The 18965-nt window shown below is 64.3% G+C and carries 8 protein-coding genes; all 8 read right to left on the minus strand.

Annotated features, from left to right (window positions below; all coding sequences use genetic code 11):
• Window positions 1-840: 840 nt before the first annotated feature.
• The 8 genes from AC1DQ3_RS16995 to AC1DQ3_RS17030 are packed head-to-tail and all read right to left on the minus strand — an operon-like array spanning window position 841 to window position 18958.
• The gene (locus AC1DQ3_RS16995) at window positions 841-1638 is read right to left on the minus strand and encodes a 4'-phosphopantetheinyl transferase family protein (protein WP_477121339.1); all 798 of its coding nucleotides are present in this window, start codon (window positions 1636-1638) and stop codon (window positions 841-843) included.
• A gap of 15 nt (window positions 1639-1653) precedes the next feature.
• Window positions 1654-2430 (minus strand): thioesterase II family protein, encoded by a 777-nt coding sequence (locus tag AC1DQ3_RS17000; protein WP_477121340.1) that lies wholly within the window; start codon window positions 2428-2430, stop codon window positions 1654-1656.
• Window positions 2417-3958: an aminotransferase class V-fold PLP-dependent enzyme gene (locus tag AC1DQ3_RS17005; RefSeq protein WP_477121341.1), complete on the minus strand. Its 1542-nt coding sequence runs from the start codon at window positions 3956-3958 to the stop codon at window positions 2417-2419. Before AC1DQ3_RS17005 ends, AC1DQ3_RS17000 begins: the two co-directional genes overlap by 14 nt.
• Complete coding sequence (locus AC1DQ3_RS17010) at window positions 3955-10419, minus strand: amino acid adenylation domain-containing protein (RefSeq protein ID WP_477121342.1); 6465 nt, start codon at window positions 10417-10419, stop codon at window positions 3955-3957. Before AC1DQ3_RS17010 ends, AC1DQ3_RS17005 begins: the two co-directional genes overlap by 4 nt.
• On the minus strand, window positions 10416-13361 hold the full coding sequence (locus AC1DQ3_RS17015) for a type I polyketide synthase (protein ID WP_477121343.1): 2946 nt from the start codon (window positions 13359-13361) through the stop codon (window positions 10416-10418). Before AC1DQ3_RS17015 ends, AC1DQ3_RS17010 begins: the two co-directional genes overlap by 4 nt.
• Window positions 13358-15403, minus strand: coding sequence for an AMP-binding protein (locus AC1DQ3_RS17020; RefSeq protein ID WP_477121344.1), 2046 nt, complete (start codon window positions 15401-15403; stop codon window positions 13358-13360). The genes AC1DQ3_RS17015 and AC1DQ3_RS17020 overlap by 4 nt, the downstream gene beginning before the upstream one ends.
• Entirely contained in the window at window positions 15354-17198 is a 1845-nt protein-coding gene (locus AC1DQ3_RS17025) for an ABC transporter ATP-binding protein (protein ID WP_477121345.1), read from the minus strand. Before AC1DQ3_RS17025 ends, AC1DQ3_RS17020 begins: the two co-directional genes overlap by 50 nt.
• Window positions 17195-18958 carry an ABC transporter ATP-binding protein gene (locus AC1DQ3_RS17030; protein WP_477121346.1) on the minus strand — a complete coding sequence of 588 codons (1764 nt, stop codon included), beginning with the start codon at window positions 18956-18958 and terminating at the stop codon, window positions 17195-17197. The genes AC1DQ3_RS17025 and AC1DQ3_RS17030 overlap by 4 nt, the downstream gene beginning before the upstream one ends.
• Between the last annotated feature and the right edge of the window lie 7 nt (window positions 18959-18965).

An 18965-nucleotide genomic window follows, 5' to 3' on the forward strand; every position in this document is an offset into this window, starting at 1 on the left:
GTAAACCGCAAGAAGTTTACGTCACGTTTACCTTCTTTCGAGTGGGGCACTAACGACTTATCCGGCCATTTTGCGGACCTTTAGTGCTCTTAACGTAACATATATGGCGATTTCGCCCCATTGAGCGATGTGCGTATACGTATACGGCGCCGATCTGGGGAGATAGACACCCGGCACACCGCCACTTCGGGTGTCACCAATGATGAAACCGCGTGCCACGACCCAGTCGGTCGCAAGATGGCCGACGTCGATCACCAGGTGTGCGTTGTTGCCGTCGTACTCCCTCCCGCATTGACGCGGGCGTAGCTTGGCGGGTACTTGGCACGTGCGTCCGATTCGCCCCTGGGAAAGCACTGTCGTCTGGCGCTACACCGACCGACCGATATTCAGCTTGGCTTCGAACTCGCCACGAAATGAATAATCGCAAGTCGATCACTTACGCCTTATGGGCACAGGGCGTTGGAGCGGCATAGGAATAATCCGAAAAGCGGTTTCTGCCCTTTTCGCTAAAGTCTGGGACGGGTAGGATCTCGCACATGGTTTTCGGGAGCGCTGCTTTTCCCGGTGAAAGCCCTATGACATGGGGCACGCCGCGGCGAGCTGGAACGATCCCGATTGCCTTATCACTCGCTGTTCCATGAGGTGTCACTCCCGTCGCCTCAGAGTGCCCGTGGCTTTCCGGATTATTCGCTTGGGGATTTTGACATCCCGTGAAGGGAGCAAATCATGCTCGCGATGACATTCGGAAGGGCACTTCCCGTTGACCCCGATCGTATCCCTGCTATCGGGGTCTTTTTTTGGGCGTCCGTCGCCGAATTGCGGACGGTGAAGACCCCGTCGTCAACGAGAAAGCACGGCGGTATAGACCAGGGCTTCGCGAATGGCGTAGCGTACGCCAAGGACGCTGCCCGCCCGCCACATGTTGCTCCAGTCGGAGGTCAACTGAAGTGCCATCGCGTGCGCCGTCACAAAGCACAACCGTGCGGCGTCGAAGTCCAGAACGCGTCTGACATCCGGGTACAACGCCTTGAACAGCGCCTCTTTTGCAGAGAACAGCAAAGTCACGCGAAGAGGACGTCCAAGTGCGGAGAAATGGGCCAGTTCACTCTCTGTCGCAACCATTGCCCCAAGCGCTGTGCTGAGGTCTTCGGACATGATGCACTCGACGTCAACGCCAAGCGCCTTATAGCGGGCGTTGGGGGCAACCAGGGCACATGCCATCGTTGCGCAATGGCTGATACTCCCGAGCCAGTCCGTCGGCCAGACCGGCAATCTGTCCGGGCCCATGGGTAAATCCGGACCAGCCGGACATCCGGCAAGGCTCAGTGCCAGTTGCGCGCAGTCCCGACCGGAAAGAAACTCACGCTGTCGTTTCGGCGCCGCGCTGCGCAGGCTTGCAGGCAGCCGCCACAAATTGGGCGTGACGCAAGCGAAAGGTTGTATTGGCAGGCTACTGAGGCGGACGTCAGGCGGCAGAGCCAGGCAGTGCTCAAGCGAATCGCCATCCTCGCTCCGGCTCGACGACCCACCCGGATTTGCGCTCACCACTGATTCGAACTCTCTCACTGCACCTTCCTGCGTACGATGGCGGGCACCGCCGGCCTTGTTCCAGACGCGGATTCCTGTCACCTGCGGCACGGCACGCTCCTGTACTCACCAGGTCAAATGGCCAATGCAATGCTCCGCGACGGTCAGTCGAACGCAGTCCAGCAGCCGTGCGCGTGTGGAGGGATCGCTGAAGTAGAAGTGGCCGCCGGCGAAGCAACGCGCACCAAGCCAATGTCGACTGTAGTCTTCCCAGGCCCGCAGTTGACGCGGGGCGAAATCCGGCTCGCAATCGCCGCCGACCGCAAGCAACGGGCAGGCCAATGGTGCCGCTGCGTTGAAATGGTAGCGATCCACCAGGGCGAAGTCGTTGCGCAGCACGGGCAGGAAGAGCTCCAGAAGTTCAGTGCTTTCCTCCAGAGCGGGCGCCAGACCGCCGTAGCGTCGCACGTGCGCGAGAAACTCCGGTGCGGGCAACGCGCTCCTGCTTTCGTCGACGCCAGTGCGGCAGTGGGGTGGTTCCCTGCTTGAGAGGATCAGCAAGGCCAGTTGTGCCAGGCGATCGCTTGCGTGCATCTGCAGCGCGATCTCGTGGGCCAACAGCGCTCCCATGCTGTGTCCGAACAGGATGAAGGGTTTCGATCCCTCGGCTCGGATTTGCTCGCACAGCGATGCGGCAAGTAACCGGGCATCCGAACAAAGTGGTTCGCCGAACCGTCTGCCGCGCCCCGGCAACTCGACAGGACACACCGCGATCCAATCCGGCATCAAGGCGTCCCATTCTCTATACAACGCAGCGCTACCTCCAGCGCACGGCAGGCAGTACATCCTCATCGCGTCGCGCTTTCGCGGGACTATGGTGCTCCTGAACTCATCCATCGACATGCTCCACGGCGTAATCCTGTTCAAGCCCAGGAACGTCCAGATGCCCGCCGATCGCCACGACCTCGTCGAGCAGCGGTTCGACGTCACCCAACTCGCACAAAGGGTTGAACATTACCGCGCGCAGCATGACCGTCATTGGGCCCTCGCGCCCGGGAACCGCTCGTTCCGTACGGGAGAGGAACGCGGTTCCGGAACGGCGCAGCGCCTTGTGCAAGCGTGTGTTCAGCTGATTGATGGCCGTCTCGCATGCGCGGCCGGCTCCGGAGCGGCAATGTGCTGGCAGATAACGGAAGACGACGAGATTGCTGACCGGCTCTTGCAGCAGTTCCAGTTCCTTGCGAGCGGTGATGCACCGGGCCAGGCGCCTGGCCCGCTCGAAGCTGTGCTCGATCAATTGCGCGAAGCCTTGCCGACCGATCAGATGTAATGCCGCATGCAGATAGATCACGTTGGCCGGCCGCGATCCCTCCAGCGTGAAACGTCCGGCGTCCGCCGAGCCCGGGCGTACCGCATAGGGAGCCGTCGCCATGACCGTCCGCGAAAGAGGGTGCTCCCGATACAGCAGAACCCCGCATCCTACTGGCGTCAGGAGTTGCTTGTGCGCGTCCAGTGTCACGGTATCGGCCAACTCTATGCCGGACAGTAGCTCCGCGTGCTTGTCCGCGAAAAGAATGGGGCCACCCCATGCCGCGTCGACATGGAAGTGGGCGTTCTCCATGCGGGCGCGCGTTGCCAGTTCCCCCAGCGGATCGACGCTGCCGAAATCCGTGCTGCCGGCGATTCCGACGATGGCAAGCACCTTTCGCCGATGCGCATGGCAGAACGCAAGAACCTCGTCGAGCCGGTCCAGACGTATCGACCCATGTTGGTCCACCTCGACCTTGATCAGACCGTTGGTGCCCAGCCCAAGAAGGTCCACGGCCTTCTCAAACGAGTAGTGCATCAATTGCGACCCGATGACCACGGCGTCGCGGTAGCCCCGGCGCTGCAGCTCGCGCCACCAACCGTCGGGTCCATCGAGACTCCGCTTGCGGGCGCACCACATCGCGGTCACGTTCGCCACCGTGCCGCCGCTCGTGATCAGGCCGGGCGTGCTCTGGCTGTCGGAACCCATCGCGTCGTAGGCGCATTCTCCCAGGCCAAAGACAGTCCGGTGCAGCATGAGCAGCGTTCGCTTCTCAAGGGCGGTCAGTTGACCTGACGATTCGGTTTTCATCAGGTTCTGGTTGAGCGCCGCGATCAATCTGGCCAACTGCGGCATAAAGCCAGGCAGAGGCGATGTCATATGCCCGAGGCACCGCCCTTGGTGCATCCGTGCGGCGCAGGCCAATCCATCCTGTTGCAATCGCTCCAGGTACTGGTCCAGCGCCACTGCCTGATGCGGTACCTGCGGTATCCCGCTGGCTCGGGATCGATCGTGTTCGGGGGGAGGCTTATCGAGACGGTGTCGCCGGATCAGCTCGTCGATCTGCGCCGCCCAAGACCGCTCGCTATCAGCCGTCCATGAATTCAGATGGTTCAAACTCACGATATGTCGTCCTTGGCCCCATCGTCCCGAATTCGATGTTTGAACCGCTCGACACGCCCGGAGCGTGTCACGGCGGACGCGGCAACGGATTCATCCTCGACGGTGCCTTCCAGGCGCCGCGCCAGTTGCTCAAGCGTGCTGTACTGGAACAATTCCGTGAGGGTCAGCCCGGAAGCAGAGGGATAGACCGCGTGCAGTCTGGCGTGAAGGCTTGCCAACGACAGGGAGTTCAGGCCCATTTCGTAGAGCCCGCGTCGCGGATCCAGACTTGCGACGTCGCAGCCGATCAGTGGAGCGACCAATTCGGCAAGGCGCCGCTGTTCATCGCTCAGTGTGTAAGAGGGGGCATCGCTCGACCACATCAAGCTATCCAGCAAGCGAGCGCGGTCGATCTTTCCATTGGGCATGCGGGGCAAGCGGGGAATTGCTTCAATCCGCGTCGGCACCATATAGCCCGGCAGTCGCCGCGCCAGTGCCTCGCGGACCTCTGCGGCCAGCATGGGGCGGGAATCAATCGGCGCCTCCACCCAGGCGACCAGCTGCATGCCGCCGTGAGGATCCGGCGCAACGAGTGCCACGGCATGCCCCCCGGACATCGCGGCGCCAAGGTGGTGGTTCACTTCGGCCAGTTCGACCCGGTTTCCGCGGATCTTCGCAAGGTCGTCGAGCCGCCCCCGGAACGCGAGCTCACCGTCCACACGTTGATGGCCCCAGTCGCCCATGGCGAACAATGGGCCAACCTGCGCGATACCCGACGCGGCGTCCGGCTGCCGCGCCTGCCCCAAGTAACCCGAGAACACTTGATCGCCACCAACGTGAATATGCCCGCAGTTCCCCGGGGGGACCACCTGGCCCCACTTGTCGAGCAGATGAATCCGGTTGCCCGGGATTGGTTTGCCGAGCACAAGCTCGTCGTCCCGCGACGGCGGTCGCGGCCACTCGTAGGCGGTGACGTCCGCGACCTCCGAGCTACCGTAGCAGTTCACGAAACGCAGGCCCGGCAAGGCCAGATACAGCATCCCGATCTCTTCCGCGTTCGCGGCTTCCGCGCTGCTCAGGAGCAGGCGCAGCGATTGCCACGAGGCGAGGACATCGGCGGCGTCGCGCAACCAGCTGCGTATGAGGCTGGGGACGACCACCATGCGCGTCACCGACTGTTCGCGCATCAGCGACAGCAGTCGACGACTGTCAATGACCAGGTCGCCGGGCACCACGACGCATGGGCATGACGCCAGCAGCGGGTCCAGGATCTCCCAGATCGAATCAACGAAGTTCAGCGGCGTGCGAATCGCGCAGCAATCGTCGGCATGCAGCGGATAGGTCTGCGCCAACCACCGCGTCCGGCTCTGCGCGGTAAGCCAGTTTCCAAACAGACCCTTCGGTGCTCCGGTCGAGCCGGAAGTGAACAACAGATGCATCGGCGCGTGCGGGAGCGGCTGGCAGCACAGGGGTGTCGCGGGGCCGGGCGCCTCCAGGGTCCGCCACGCGATGACAACACGGGCATAGGGCGTCGGCAACCCTTGCTTTAGCGCCGCATCACTGACCACGATTGCCGGCCTGGCCTGGGACAGCATGGCCTCGATACGCGCAGGCGGATAGTCGGGATCCAGCGGCAGATAGACTGCACCGACGAACAGAATGGCCAGCATGGTGCAGATCTGCGGGGAGGAGCGCGGCAGGTGGACACCGACCACCACACCAGGTCCGGCGCCTCGGGCCCGCAGGCCCGCCGCCAGGCCCTGGCTACGCGCGAGCAACTGCGCGAAGCTGGTCGGCTCGCCACGGTCGTACAACGCACAACGATCGCCACCTTGCTGCAGACCACGAAGCAACCGTTCAGGCAGGTCAATCGTGACGCTGGATCGTGCAGGTGAGGGAAGGGCCCACTGTTCGGGCCAATAGCGCAGATTCACCAGCTGCTCCTGCGGCCGTGCGACGATCGCTTCGAGCAGGCAGCGGTAGTGCTCAAGGAACCGTTGCATCCGGTCGCCATCAAACAGGCCGGTCAGATAGTTGAGTTCCAGCCAGAGGCCTCCCGCGTCCTGCACCACGTACAGGTCGATGTCCATGTGCGCGGTATGAAGCGGCGGCGGTAGTTGCCGCAGTCGAAGGCCTCCAGCGAGCGTGGGCCACCGATGCCTCGGTTGCATGGCAAAGCCTGCCTGGTACAGCGGATGGCGGCTATCGTCACGCAGTGTCCCGGCTTGGGCGACAAGGCGCTCGAACGGGTAGTGCTGGTGCGCCAGCGCTGCAATGATCCGTTCGCGGTTCTGGCGCAGGAAGCTCTCGAATGACTGCTCCGGCTCCCATGGCGTGCGCATGATCACGTTGTTCACAAAGCAGCCCAGCATGTCCAGGCTGGCGGGATGGCCACGTCCGGCCACATAGGTCCCGACAACCACATCGTTCTGCTGGCTGTAGCGCCCGAGGAGTAGTTGGTATGCGCTCAACAGCACCATGAACAACGTGGCATCGTGCCGGGTTGCCAACGCTTCCAGCTGGAGCACCAGCTTCTCGTCGATGGCAAGACTCACGCTGCTACCAGTCCACGCCATTTGCGCGGGGCGAGGCCTGTCGGTGGTCAATGACAATATTGGCAGGTCGATCAGTGCACGTTCCCAGAACGCCTTTGCTGCAAGGTCTTCTCCCTGGCTCTGTTGCCAGTTCGCAAAATCGCCGAATCGATACGCGAGCGGGACGGCGGCCTCGCCGTCCAACTGTGCGGCATAGGCCTGCGCTACCTGTTGCATCAAAACACCGGCCGACCAACCGTCAAACACGATGTGGTGGAACTGGAACGCCAGCAGCCATCCCCCCGGTCCGGCATCGACCAGCGCCGCGCGAGCGCTTACGCCGGCAGCGAGATCGAAACCCTGTCGGGTGAAGGCTTCCATCCAGGTCTTTGCATCTTGATCGGGCGACAGCGCGATCACATGCAACCGGGGCGGCGCGGCATCCGGCAGCAAGTACGGCCGAAAGCCCGTGGTGTCAAAGCCGAAGCGGCTGCGCAAAATCTCGTGTCCAGCCAACACCGTATTCACGGCCTCGCATAGGCTCGCTACATGCACCGGGCCGTCCAGGGCGAAGAACAGCGGCAACGTATAGGCAGCGCTTCCAGGCTGCCGCTGTTCGATCAGCCACAGTCCTCGCTGAGACCAGGACAGGGGCGCGGTCGGGCCGTCACGGGGTGGGAAGCCGGTCGTTGTGACGGGGCTCCAGGCATCGGTCGACCGTCCCTGCGCAGTCAACTGATGCTCGATCTGTTCGGTGAGCCGATACAGGGTCGGCGTAGCAAAGATCTGCTGGGCGGCCAGGCGCACGCCGCACTGCGCCTCGATGGTGCCGAGCATGCGCACGGCCAGGAGGGAATCGCCACCCAGATGGAAGAAATTGGCCTCCCTGGATGTCACTTCCCGCTGCAAGACCTGCGCCCAGCAAGCCGCCAGCCATTGCTCCAGCGGTCCCCGCAGATCTTGCGCGGCCAAAGGCGGATCGATTTGCAGCGCCTTTGAGGACAAGGCGCGCCGATCCACTTTGCCGTTGGCGCTGATCGGCCAATCATCGCAGCGCTGCCACAGGCTGGGCACCATCGTAGCAGGCAAGTACCTGCTGGCATGCGCCCGAAGTGCCACCTCATCCACGTCTGCGTCGAACCAGGCGACCAGGCGCTGGTGCGGGACGTCGCGCAGTTCGACCACGGCCCGGTTCACTGCGGGATGGCGTTGCAGCACGCCCTCGATCTCGCCCAGTTCAATGCGAACGCCGTGCAGTTTGACCTGGCTGTCGCGCCGACCAACGAACTCGAGGCTGCCATCCGGCATGTAACGGCCGAGGTCGCCAGTGCGATAGCAGTGCGCCTCGCGCCCGTCCAGTGCGCCGAAGGCATCGGGTCGGTTGAGGTCCTGCTCCAGGTAGCCGGGGCTGACGCCGTCGCCAGCGCAGACCATCTCGCCGCATACCCACACCGGGCAATCGTCGTCGTCTTCGTCGACAACGTAGTAGCGGCTGTTGGCAATCGGGTTCCCATAGGGGATGCTTGCCCGATGCCCGTCCGCCGGCTGGAGCGTGTGAGTGATATTCCATACTGTGATCTCGGTCGGTCCGCCGATGCTATGGACTGCGGCGCCTGGCGCGACCCGGCGGAATCGCTCGCCGATGTTGATGGGCAACCAATCGCCGCCCAGCGTGACCTGACGCAGCGTGGACAGAATCGTTCGCTGCTGGTCTGCGCTGTCCAGCAGCATCTCTGCCAGCGCCGGAACGGAACTCCAGTAGGTGACCCCATGTGCCTGCATGAGCGCGAGCCACCGCGCAGGATCGCGCCGCTCGGCCTGTCCGGGGAGGATCAGTGCCGCGCCCTGGGTCAGGCTGCCCAGCAGTTCGGCCACCGACATGTCGTGATGGAGGGCCGAGACGCCGAAGACACGGTCGCTTGCCGTCAACCCAAGCCACTTGGCGTTGTGTTCCAGCAGGTTGATCACGCCCCGCTGAGAAATTGGCACCCCTTTGGGTTGCCCTGTCGAACCGGAAGTGAACAGCAGGTAGATTTCGGCTTCCGCGCGCCAGGCGTGGTCGATCACGAGCGGCCCGGCATGGCTATCCGGCCACTGGCCGGCGGCCAGCACACGACCGATCCCGCCCCAGGCGGGCAGCCTGTCACTGGTCAGCACGAGTTCGGTACGTGCCTGCTTCGCGATCTCGTACTGTCGTTGCTCGGGTTGCTCTATGTCGAGCGGTACGTAGCAGCGCCCGACGAGCAGGCAGGCGACGGTGCCGACGATCTGATCGACGCTCTTGCCTAGTCGAATGGCGACGCGACCACTGCCGTCGCGCAGCAGGAGTGCGAGTGCGCCGGCCCGCTCGAACAACTGGCGATAGCTCAACGACTGCCCGTCGGCAACCAGGGCGAGGTTGTCGGGCCAGCGCGCGGCGGCCGTCGTCAAACGCTCGGCCAGCGGCACCTGCGGCCATGTCCGCCCGGTGGTATTGGCTACCCGACGCTGCGCGAGTTGTTCCGCCGGCAGGACGGCCACCTTGGTCTCTTGCAGTACACGTTCGCCGTTTTGTGCAGCCAGGCGTTGAACGAGGTCGGCGAACGCGCGGAACATGTCTTCGACCATCCCGGTCGGGAAGCGCCCCGCCAGATAGTCCCAGTTGAGGCGCAGGCGCCCAGCCTCCTGGTAGTACTGGCAGTCCAGCCAGACCTGAGGCGTCTGGCTCAGGCTGAACGTCAGTTCCCCCAGGGCAGCGGCTTCGCGGCGCACGTTGTCGCTGCCACCGGCGACCTCCGGCAGGGAAGTGAAGACAATCGGCGCTGGCGCGTGGTTGAGGCCTCCGCTGCGCTGATTGAGCTCGCGGAGCACGCGCACACCGGATACGGCGTCGTGCTCCATATCGTGCCACAGTTGCTCCTGCATGGCCGCGATGCGCTCGCCGAAGCTGAGGCGGGGGTTCAGCTTGACCTCCAGCAGTGTGAACGTCGCGAACTCCCCCAACACAGAACAGATGTCCGGGTGGATCGGCTTGCGATTGAAGCGGGGCATGTTCAAGACGAAATGCCGGCTGCTCGACCATCGTGCCAGCACCTCCGCATAGCAGGCGGCCAGAAGCGTTGCGAGCGTCAATCCCTGGTCGGCAACCAATGCGCGGATGGCCAGGGTCTGCATCTCCGTCAGGGTCATGTCGCATCGCGCAAACGTCGGCGGCGACGATATCTCGTTCGCACTGGCCAGCGGCAGCGAGGGTGCCGCAGGGAGGTTGGCCAGGCGCTCTCGCCAGTAGGCCAATGCCTGCGCATAGACCGGCCCCTGTTCGAAGGCCTGGCTTGCCAGCACGTAGTCGCGGAAAGTCATCGCGATGGCCGGCAGTGCGCAAGCCGGATCGGTGTAGGTGCAGGCCAGTTCGTTGACCAATGTCTGCACGCCATGGCCATCGATGCACCAGATATCGAGGCTCATCAACAGGCACCCTTTTCCGCCGCCGAGGTCGCACCAATGCAACTGGTGGTGAGGCCACRGTGTGAGATCGGCCTTGAAGTGGGCGAGTGCATCACGCTTCGCGGACAGGGCTTCTTCCTGTCCGGTGGGTGACAGGTGCTTCAGATCGTGTCGCTCCGGCAGACCATTGCCAGGCGCATGCTCAAGGATGCGTTGCTGGCCGTCCGCGGTGATTACCACGCGAAGCATGTCGTGGCGGGCCACCATGCGCTCCCACGCCAGGCAAAACCGCGCAAAGTCGAAGTCCGTGGTGCGCCACTCCATGTAGTAGTGCATACCTGACTGGTCATCGCCCTGGCGACCGATCCAGTAGGCCTGCTGCATGTCTATCAACGGGAAAGGCGCGTAGCGGTTGCGCGGATCGGGGCGCAGTACGGGCAGGCGCGTCGTTGCCGAGTCGGCGTGCCGTCCGGCGAGGCGTCGATCGAGCAGGGCGCGCGCCTGGACGGAGAGATTGTCATTCATACGTCCTCCTCGTTTTCCACTTCCGCTTCCAGCACTGCGGCAATGGCGTCGACCACCTCTCCCAAGGTGCGCATCTTCATCATCCGGGCCATCGGCAGATCGATCGCAAGGTCGCGCTGGACGGCCGCGCGGATCTGAATGGCAGCCAGGGAGTTGCCGCCGAGCATGAAGAAGTCGCTCTGCCTGCTGAGCGAAGCGCTACCCAGTGCCACACGCCAGTAATCGGCTACGAGGTCGAACAGCGGATCACTCCGCGGCGCGCTTGCGGCGGGCTGATCGGCAGAGACGGGCGGGGAGACAGCGGTATGGCCTGCTTCTTCGGCAGCCCAGAAACGCGACTTCGCAAACGGGTACCCCGGGAAGGAGATACGCCGTCCCTCGGTAAACAGCCCCTCGACGTTGGCCAGCATGCCGGTGCAGAACGCATGCCCGACCTGCCGTAGCCATGCAGTATGGCCGGACGCATCTTCCACCAGACCGGGGACACATCCATGCGGCAGCACACGACCGATCATTGTGCAGAGCAAAGGCTTGGGGCCGATCTCCAGCGCCCGCGCGACGCCCAGCCCCGGCAACTGCTCTGTCATGGCGCAGAATTGCACGGACTGCCGCAGGTGATCGCGCCAATAGCGCGCATCCGGTGCCTGCTCGAGCAGCTTGCCGCTCAGATTGCTGAGCATCGGAATGGCCGGCGGCCGATAGGCGAAGTGGCGCAGACCGGACTCGAATGCGTCCAGGATGGGGTCGAGGAGGCGCGAGTGGAAAGCGTGCGTGACGGGTAAGGCAACGGACTCGACCTGTGCCTGTGCCAAGGCCTGACTCAGCCTGGCAAGCTCTTCGACGCCGCCGGACACCACGACCTGCTGGGGGCCGTTGTCGGCCGCCACGTCCAGCGCAAAGCCATCGCGCAGATACCCATGGACGGTCGCCGCAGGCGCTCGCACGGCGAGCATGCCGCCACCGGCAGGCAGGCTGTCGAGCAAGCGTGCGCGCAGGCAAACCATCGCCATGGCGGTGTCCAACGGCATCACCCCTGCCAGGCTGGCGGCAACATATTCGCCCAGGCTATGGCCAAGCAGGACGTCCGGTTCGCCGCCGGCCCGACGCCATGCCGCAGCCAATGCGTACTGGACAGTGAACAGGAGCGGCTGCAAGCTTGCGGCGCGCATCAATGCCTCGGCCACCGGCAGGCGCCCGGACAGCCAATCGGCGATCGGCAGCGCATTGCCGTCCGGAAGGGCGCGGCAGCAATTGTCGACCGCTTCGCGGAACGCTGGCTCATGGTCGTACAGTCCGCTCGCCATGCCCTCGTATTGCGCCCCCTGGCCCGTGAAGACCCAGGCCGTCTTGCCACCTGACCTGGCTTGCGTGCCAGACGCGGTGGAGAGAGCAACAGCGAGCTCGCCGGTATTGCTCGCGACCACGGCGAGGCGGTGGGAAAGCAGCCTGCGTCCCCTCGCCGCGGTGAAGCAGAGCTGATCGAGGCTGGCGGTCCGGCCCCGGTCTGCCAGCCAGGCGCCGACTTGTTGCCGATAGCGTTCCAGGGCCGCCGGATCGCGCGCGCTCAGTGTAAACAGTTGCGGCGTTGTGCATTCGTTCATTCGATCCGTGGCTGGCGCCTCCTGCAGCACGACGTGCGCGTTGGTGCCGCCAAAGCCAAAGGTGCTGACCCCGGCGCGGCGAGCGCGGCCGGACTCACGCGGCCATGGCCGCAGTCGATCATTGATGAAGAATGGGCTTTCCTCCAAGGCCAATTGCGGATTGGGGCTGCGGTAGTGCAGGGTTGGTGGCAGTATTTCGTGGCGCAGCGCGAGGACCGTCTTGATCAGTCCGGCCATACCTGCGGCGGTATTGAGATGCCCGAGGTTGCTTTTGACGGCGCCGATGGCGCATGGACGCAGGCGGTGATCGCCTGTGCCGAAGGCCAGTTGCAGCGCCCGAACCTCGATGGGGTCACCCAGGCGCGTACCGGTACCGTGCGCCTCCACGTAGTCGATGCTGTCCGGGGCGACTTCGGCCAGGCGATGCGCCATGCGGATCACCTCGGCCTGGCCGTCGACTCCCGGCGCCATGAAATCCATCTTGCGTTGCGCGTCATTGTTGACGGCAGCGCTCAGTACAAGCGCATCGATGTGGTCGCCGTCGCGCACGGCGTCCTCGAATCGTTTCAGTACGACAGCGGCCACGCCGCTTCCCATGACCGTGCCCGTGGCATCGGCATCGAAAGGGCGGCAACGTCCATCCGGCGACAATATGGTGTTGGCTTGATAGAGATAGCCTTGGCCGTGCGGCAGCGTCAACCCGGCGGCTCCTGCCAGCGCCATGTCGCATTGATAGGCCAGCAAATTGTGGCAGGCCGTCGCGACGCTGACCAAGGATGTCGAGCATGCGGTCTGAATATTCAAGCTGGGACCGCGCAACCCCAGCTTGTAGGCTACCCAAGTGCTCAGATAGTCCTTGTCATTGCCGGTGAGGATCTCCAGCCACTGCGCGAGGTTGGGGTCTCTTAGTTTTCCCAGATGGTATTGCCACAGGTAGACCGCCGGGTTGGAGCCTGCGAAGACCCCGACACGCTGGGTGCCAAGCCGGCTCACGTCGTAGCCGGCATCTTCCATTGCGTGCCAGCAGACTTCCAGGAACAAGCGTATCTGTGGATCCATCCAGGTCGCCTGCTTGGCACTGATCGAGAAGAACTCGGCGTCAAAGCAGTCGATATCGGCCATCGGCATGCCGGCGCTGACATAAGCGGGGTCGTCGAGCAACGCCGCGCTCACGCCTTGGGCTTCGAGCATCTCGCGACTGTAGACTTCCCGGCTTTCCCGGCCCGCGCACAGGTTTTCCCAGAAGACCGCAAGGTCTGGTGCGGCCGAGAAGCGTCCGGACATGCCAACGATCGCGATCGCATCGGGGTGTTTTGCCAGGAGATCCTCGGTGGCATTCATTTCAGCTCCAGTCCGTTGTCATGCATGCCGGTCATGCGCCGCCGGTTGCGCTGCTGGGTCAATCTGGCACGTTCTCCATGGCTCACGTCGACGCCGGCAGCCGGGCTTCTACCGATATGGTCAGCGAGGTTCGTCAGGGAGGCGCACTGAAAAAGATCGGTAACGTCCAGGGACCAGTCGGGGTGCCGGTGCCGGATTCGTTCGTGGAATAGCACGATGGCCGGCGAGTCCATTCCGATGTCGAACAGACTGCGCTCCAACTCGGACGGCTCCAGTTCACGGTCGAGCTGGGTCGCCAGGAGCTCGCGCAGCACATCCAGTGGATCGCTTCGCGCGGCAAGACGGGACTGCACTGCGGCGCAGCCGTCGCACCGGTAGCGGAAGAGGATGGGCAACGCCCCTTGTTCGAACAGCGTTCGGCACGCTCGCCGCTGGATCTTGCCGCTGGAGGTTTTTGGCAGACTGCCGGTGCGGATGAACACCATCTCGTCCAGGGTCAGGCCCAGGTGCTGGGCGAGTACCCGCTGAATGGCGTGCGCGTACCCGGGCAGGCATTCCGCCGGGCAGCGTTTGTCCGCTTCTTGCACCAGCACCAGCTGTGTCGACATGGCGTCATCCATCGCGAAGGCGGCACCGCAGTCCGTACGCAGCCCTGGGCATTCCGCTTGGGCCAGCCATTCGATATCGGTGGGCACGATGTTGCGCCCCTGGACGATGATGAGATCCTTCAGGCGTCCGCTGATAGTGAGTTCCCCGTCACGCAGATATCCGAGATCGCCGGTGCGCAGGTATTCCCCGTGGCCACCTCCCAGGCGAGCCCGGAATACCTCGTGATTGAGGTCCTCCGCTTGCCAGTAGCCAGGGGATACGCTTGGGTTGTCCGTCGAGAGCCAGACTTCCCCGACCTGGCCTTCGGGTAGCTCCCGGCGGGCTTTGGGGTCGACGATACGAAGGTCGAGTCCCGCTGCAGGTACGCCGCACGAGACCGTCAGCGCCTGGCTGTCGGTGGGCCGTACCGGCATTGCGCGCCAGGGATCATCCGGGCGCGCGCTCGCAACGAATAGCGTGGCCTCCGCCATGCCGTATCCCGGATGGAATGCCAGCGGGGACAGCCCTGCAGGAGAAAAGCGTCGCAGGAAGGCCTCGACGGTGGCGGCCTTGATCGGCTCGGCGCCGCAATGAGCGCATTTCCAATGCGACAGATCCAAGTCGGCAATGTCTGCATCGCCGATCCGGTCGATGCAGTGCTGGTAGGCGAAGTTGGGGCCGCCGCTGCGCCATGCGCGATAGGTGGAAACCGTCTTCAACCACACCAGCGGCGCCCGCAGCAGTGTCATCGGCGGCAGGATCACGTGCTCGGCACCGACATAGAGGGCGAGCAGCAAGCCCTGGACCAAGGAGTAGTCGTGAAAATGCGGCATCCATTCCACCGAAACCACGCGGCCGGGATTTCCCATCCGTTGCTCGATGGCTGCGGTGTTGGCTGCGATATTGCGATGGGTAATCATCACCCCTTTGGGCGATCCGGTCGAGCCGGAGCTGTACTGCAGGTAGGCAACGGCATCCAGGGAAGAGGCAGGAAGCCGGGGTGGAGCGTCTACCGAGGCGACGGGCCACGGCAGAGCCCGATACCGATGTTCGACAAGCCAATGGCCTTCTCCCTGCGCGTGTATGTCATCGACGAAACGGGCGTCAGCCAGAATGGCGCGGGCGCAACAGTCGCCTGCAATACGCTCCAGACGAGGCAGCGCTCGCTTCAACCCGACCGCGCCGGGTCGGGCGGCAGGCACGGCTAACTTGCCGGCCATGATGGTGCCGATGAAAGCGACCATGAATTCGATACCTGGAGGGAACAGCAGAAGCACAGATGGCCCCAGGTCCGGTTCCGCCAGCAGATAGTGTGCTACCGCCGTGGCGCGTCGGCGGAGTTCGGCGAAGGTGATTCGGCCGATTTCCATGCCACGGCTGTCCAGCTCCCGATAGACGACCAACTCAGCCTGCTGCTCCGCGTGCTCTTGGATCACTTCCTGTAGCGTCTTCATTGCTCACCTTCCATTGCTGGTCCTCGTGAAGCTGCCAGGTAATCGGACGCAGCGCTGTGCCGATACCGCCGTGTTGGTGTGCGACCCGCCAGTTCAGGCTTTGCTGGAACACGGCCCAGAGCGCAGCGTAGGTGCCTTGCGCATGCAGCAGTGCGGCGTGAACGCCTGTCTCGATGAACTTGCCGTCGACGAGTACCAGCACCTGATCGGCGTGAACCGCCTGCTGCAAGGAGTGCGTGACCTGGATGACCGTGCGATGGCGTGCCAATGCCGTGATCGCCTGTTGAACCCGTTGGGCGTTGACGCTATCGAGGCCGGACGTGACCTCGTCCAGCAGTACCACGGGTGCATCCTTGAGCAGCGCCCGCGCAATCGCGATGCGTTGCCGTTCTCCGCCGGAGACGTATGTTCCGCCGTCCCCCAGTATCGTGTCGAGCCCATGCGGCCACTGGCTGAGGAGGTCATCGCAGCAGGCAAGGCGCAGCGCGCTGTGCATCTGCGCATCGTCGGCGTCCGCACGTCCCAGCAGAAGGTTGTCACGCAGGGTTCCGGGCAACAGGGCGGTCTCTTGCAGGACCATGGCAACGTGGCTGCGCCAGGCCTCCAGTGGGACGTCCCGGCACGCGGTATCGCCCAGTAAAATACGCCCACTGTCGTGGTCGTAGAGCCGGGCGAGCACCATCAACAGCGTGGACTTTCCAGCGCCATTGCGTCCCACGACGACGTTGTGCGTGCCTGCCGCGAAGCGGGCGCTGACCGCTTTCAGTACGGACCGGCTGCTGTAGTCGAAGCTCACGCTGTCGAGCGTCAGCGCCGCGGACCCGGTCGGGCGGGAACGCGCATCGCCCTGCGGCTGGCCCTGCAGTTCGGCCACCGGCTGGATACGTTGCCAGGCCTTGCGCGTCCATTTCACCAGCGCCCATTCCTGCCAGGCGCAGCAGAGGTTGTGGTAGGCGAGCGGTAGCGCGAGCAGCACCGCCACCAGGCTGGCATCCGGCTGCGACCGCCACGCCGCCAGCAAGGCAGCCACGAGGCACAGCTCAAGCAGACCATGGACGATCTGATCGCGAATGGCGAACGCCGGTACGCTGCGCTGCTGCACTTCCCGTTGCGCGCGCAGACGGGCATCCAACTGCAGGCCGGGAACGCGTGTCGCCTGAAACAAACGGAGCGTGCGAATCCCTCCAAGCGTGGCCGCCAAGGCGTCCTGCACCGCGTCGTTGTGCTCGGTGAGCCTGTCCATGCGATGGTCGAGCGCAGCCAGCAGGCGGCGCCCCGCCAACGCGCATGGCAGAAGTGCCAGCAGAAAGCCGCCGAGCAGGTGCGGCCGGTGGTAACCGATGTACAGCAACAGGATGGCGGCCAGCAGCAGGTTGGCCTGGAGCCTCACCAGCACGATGAAGACGCCTTCCTGTACCAGGCGGACGTCGCTGGTCAGACGCTCGAGTATCTGGCTTTCCGGCCATCGGCGTAGCTGCCAGAGCGGGGCCGCCAGAGCGCGCCGGACCAGTTGCCGCCGATAGAGCGTGACCGCGCTGAACACGGTTTGCGCCCCCAGCATCCGGGCTCGCCACTGCACGAGCAGACGAATGGCTGGCGCCAGCGCGGCGACGCCCAGATACAGGCCGCCGGCCGGCGGCCAGCCGCTCGCAAGCCAGGCTGTCCGGATGAATTCGGCGGCGGCCAGCGGGGGCAGGGCGGTGAGCAGGATGTCGAACCACGTGAGCAGCATGTAACGCGAAAATTGGGCGCGCATGCCGCAGTCGTCGAGCAAGCGTAGGAACCAGTTCGTCATAAGGCTTGCTCCGTGTCCCGCGGCACCTGTTCGATCTGCCGCCACAGCAGCGCGTAGGCCCCATCAGCCTCGATCAGGCTCTCGTGACGCCCCGTCTCGACGATGCGGCCCTGGGCCATCACGGCGATGGTGTCGAGCTCGCGCACGGTTGGCAGCCGATGGGCGATCACGATCAAGGTTCGTCCCTGCGCCAGCCGGGAGATCGCCTGCTGAATCTGCACCTGATTCTCGATGTCGCTGAACGCGAGCGCCTCGTCCAGTACCAGGACTGGCGCGTCGAGCATCAGCGCGCGCGCCAGCGCCAGGCGTTGGCGCTGGCCGCCGGAGAGGTCGCGACCGTCTGGCGCGAGGACCGTGTCATAGCCTTGTGGCAAGGCGCGGATGAAGTCATGGCAAAGCGTCAGTCGAGCTGCTGTCTCCACCGCCGCCAGGTCGGCATCGGGCCGCCCCAGTCGGATGTTGTCGGCCACGCTGACGGCGAACAACTCGGTCTGCTGGCTGACGAAGGCGACCGACCGCCGCAGCGCCGTTTCGCTGTACGCCTGCAAGGGGCGGCCGCCGAGGAGGATCTGCCCTGTGTCAGCGTCGTCGAAGCGCAGCAGGAGCCTGGCCAGGGTGGATTTGCCCGCGCCACTGTGACCGACCAGGGCCAGCGAACGACCGGGGCCGACCGTCAGGCTGATATCGGACAAGATATGTCGTTCGCCGTGTTGTTTGCCGACCTGCCGCCACTCGATACCGGCCGGCGCTTCGACCGTATCCAGCGTGCCCCAGACTTGCTCCGGGGCATCGAGCAGGCCGAACACCGCCTTCCAGATGGCTTTGAGCTTGCCCAGGCGAAGAAAGAAGCTGAAGACATCGCTGTACAGCGTGCCCAGGCCAACGGAAACGATGCAGAAGAACGCCAACGAAGACAGGCTCAGGGCGTCGCTTGCATACAATGCGCCACCGACCGCCAGCGCGGCGGAGAGCGAGCTGGTACCCAGCACCATGAACAGCACAGCGAGGCTCAACGGTTGACGGACCGCCGCTGTCGATTGCAGCTCGAAAACGCCCAGCGCATCGTCGACTCGATGTTGCGCCGTGTCAGCCTGGTTGTACGTACGCAAGAGCAGTTGGTGATGCAGGAGCGTGTGCAGGTGTTGCACCAGCACACCCCACGCCTGCATCATGCGTTGGCCGGCAGCTTTTCCGACTGACATCGAGTACAGGCTGCACGCGGTGGCAAGGACGTACGGCAGCAGGCAGGCAAGTCCCATCCGCCAATCCACCCAAAGCAGCAGACCAGCCAGTACCGCCGGTACGAGCGTCGCCGTGCTCAGTTCGGGCAGAAGGTGGGCAACGGCGTCTTCCAACTCCTCAGCCTGCTGACCGATCAGTTGGCTCTGCTGTACCGCCGGCACCTGGTCAAGGTACGTCAATCGCACGCGGTCGAGCTTCGCGAGCAGGCAAAGCTTGAGTTGCGCGATAGCGGAGAACGCCAGCCGGTGCGCGATGCTCTTGCTGGCGCAAGCGAGTACGTGCCGTAGCGCCCATCCCGCCACCAGCGAGGGGATCAGCCACGCGGACAACGACGGCGACACCGGGCTGCCGAGCACGGATGTGAGCAGCATCCAGGCCACCAGATACGGCAGCAGGCCCAGCAGGCCGGCGATAGCGGTGCCCAGGCAGGCGAGACCCAGGGGCCAGGGCCAGGCACGGACCAGCGCGAAGCTGGTGCCGATGCCGCCGCCGCGCGGCAGGCTGGCGAAGTCGATCATCGCTGCC

The organism is Cupriavidus sp. 01T418 (assembly GCF_056398885.1).

What these genes read in the sequence shown, in the direction of transcription:
- AC1DQ3_RS17015 (WP_477121343.1), bottom strand. Translation starts at nt 13,361, where the DNA reads ATGAATGCCACCGAGGATCTCCTGGCAAAACACCCCGATGCGATCGCG.
- AC1DQ3_RS17000 (WP_477121340.1), bottom strand. Translation starts at nt 2,430, where the DNA reads ATGTCGATGGATGAGTTCAGGAGCACCATAGTCCCGCGAAAGCGCGAC.
- AC1DQ3_RS17025 (WP_477121345.1), bottom strand. Translation starts at nt 17,198, where the DNA reads ATGACGAACTGGTTCCTACGCTTGCTCGACGACTGCGGCATGCGCGCC.
- AC1DQ3_RS17030 (WP_477121346.1), bottom strand. Translation starts at nt 18,958, where the DNA reads ATGATCGACTTCGCCAGCCTGCCGCGCGGCGGCGGCATCGGCACCAGC.
- AC1DQ3_RS17020 (WP_477121344.1), bottom strand. Translation starts at nt 15,403, where the DNA reads ATGAAGACGCTACAGGAAGTGATCCAAGAGCACGCGGAGCAGCAGGCT.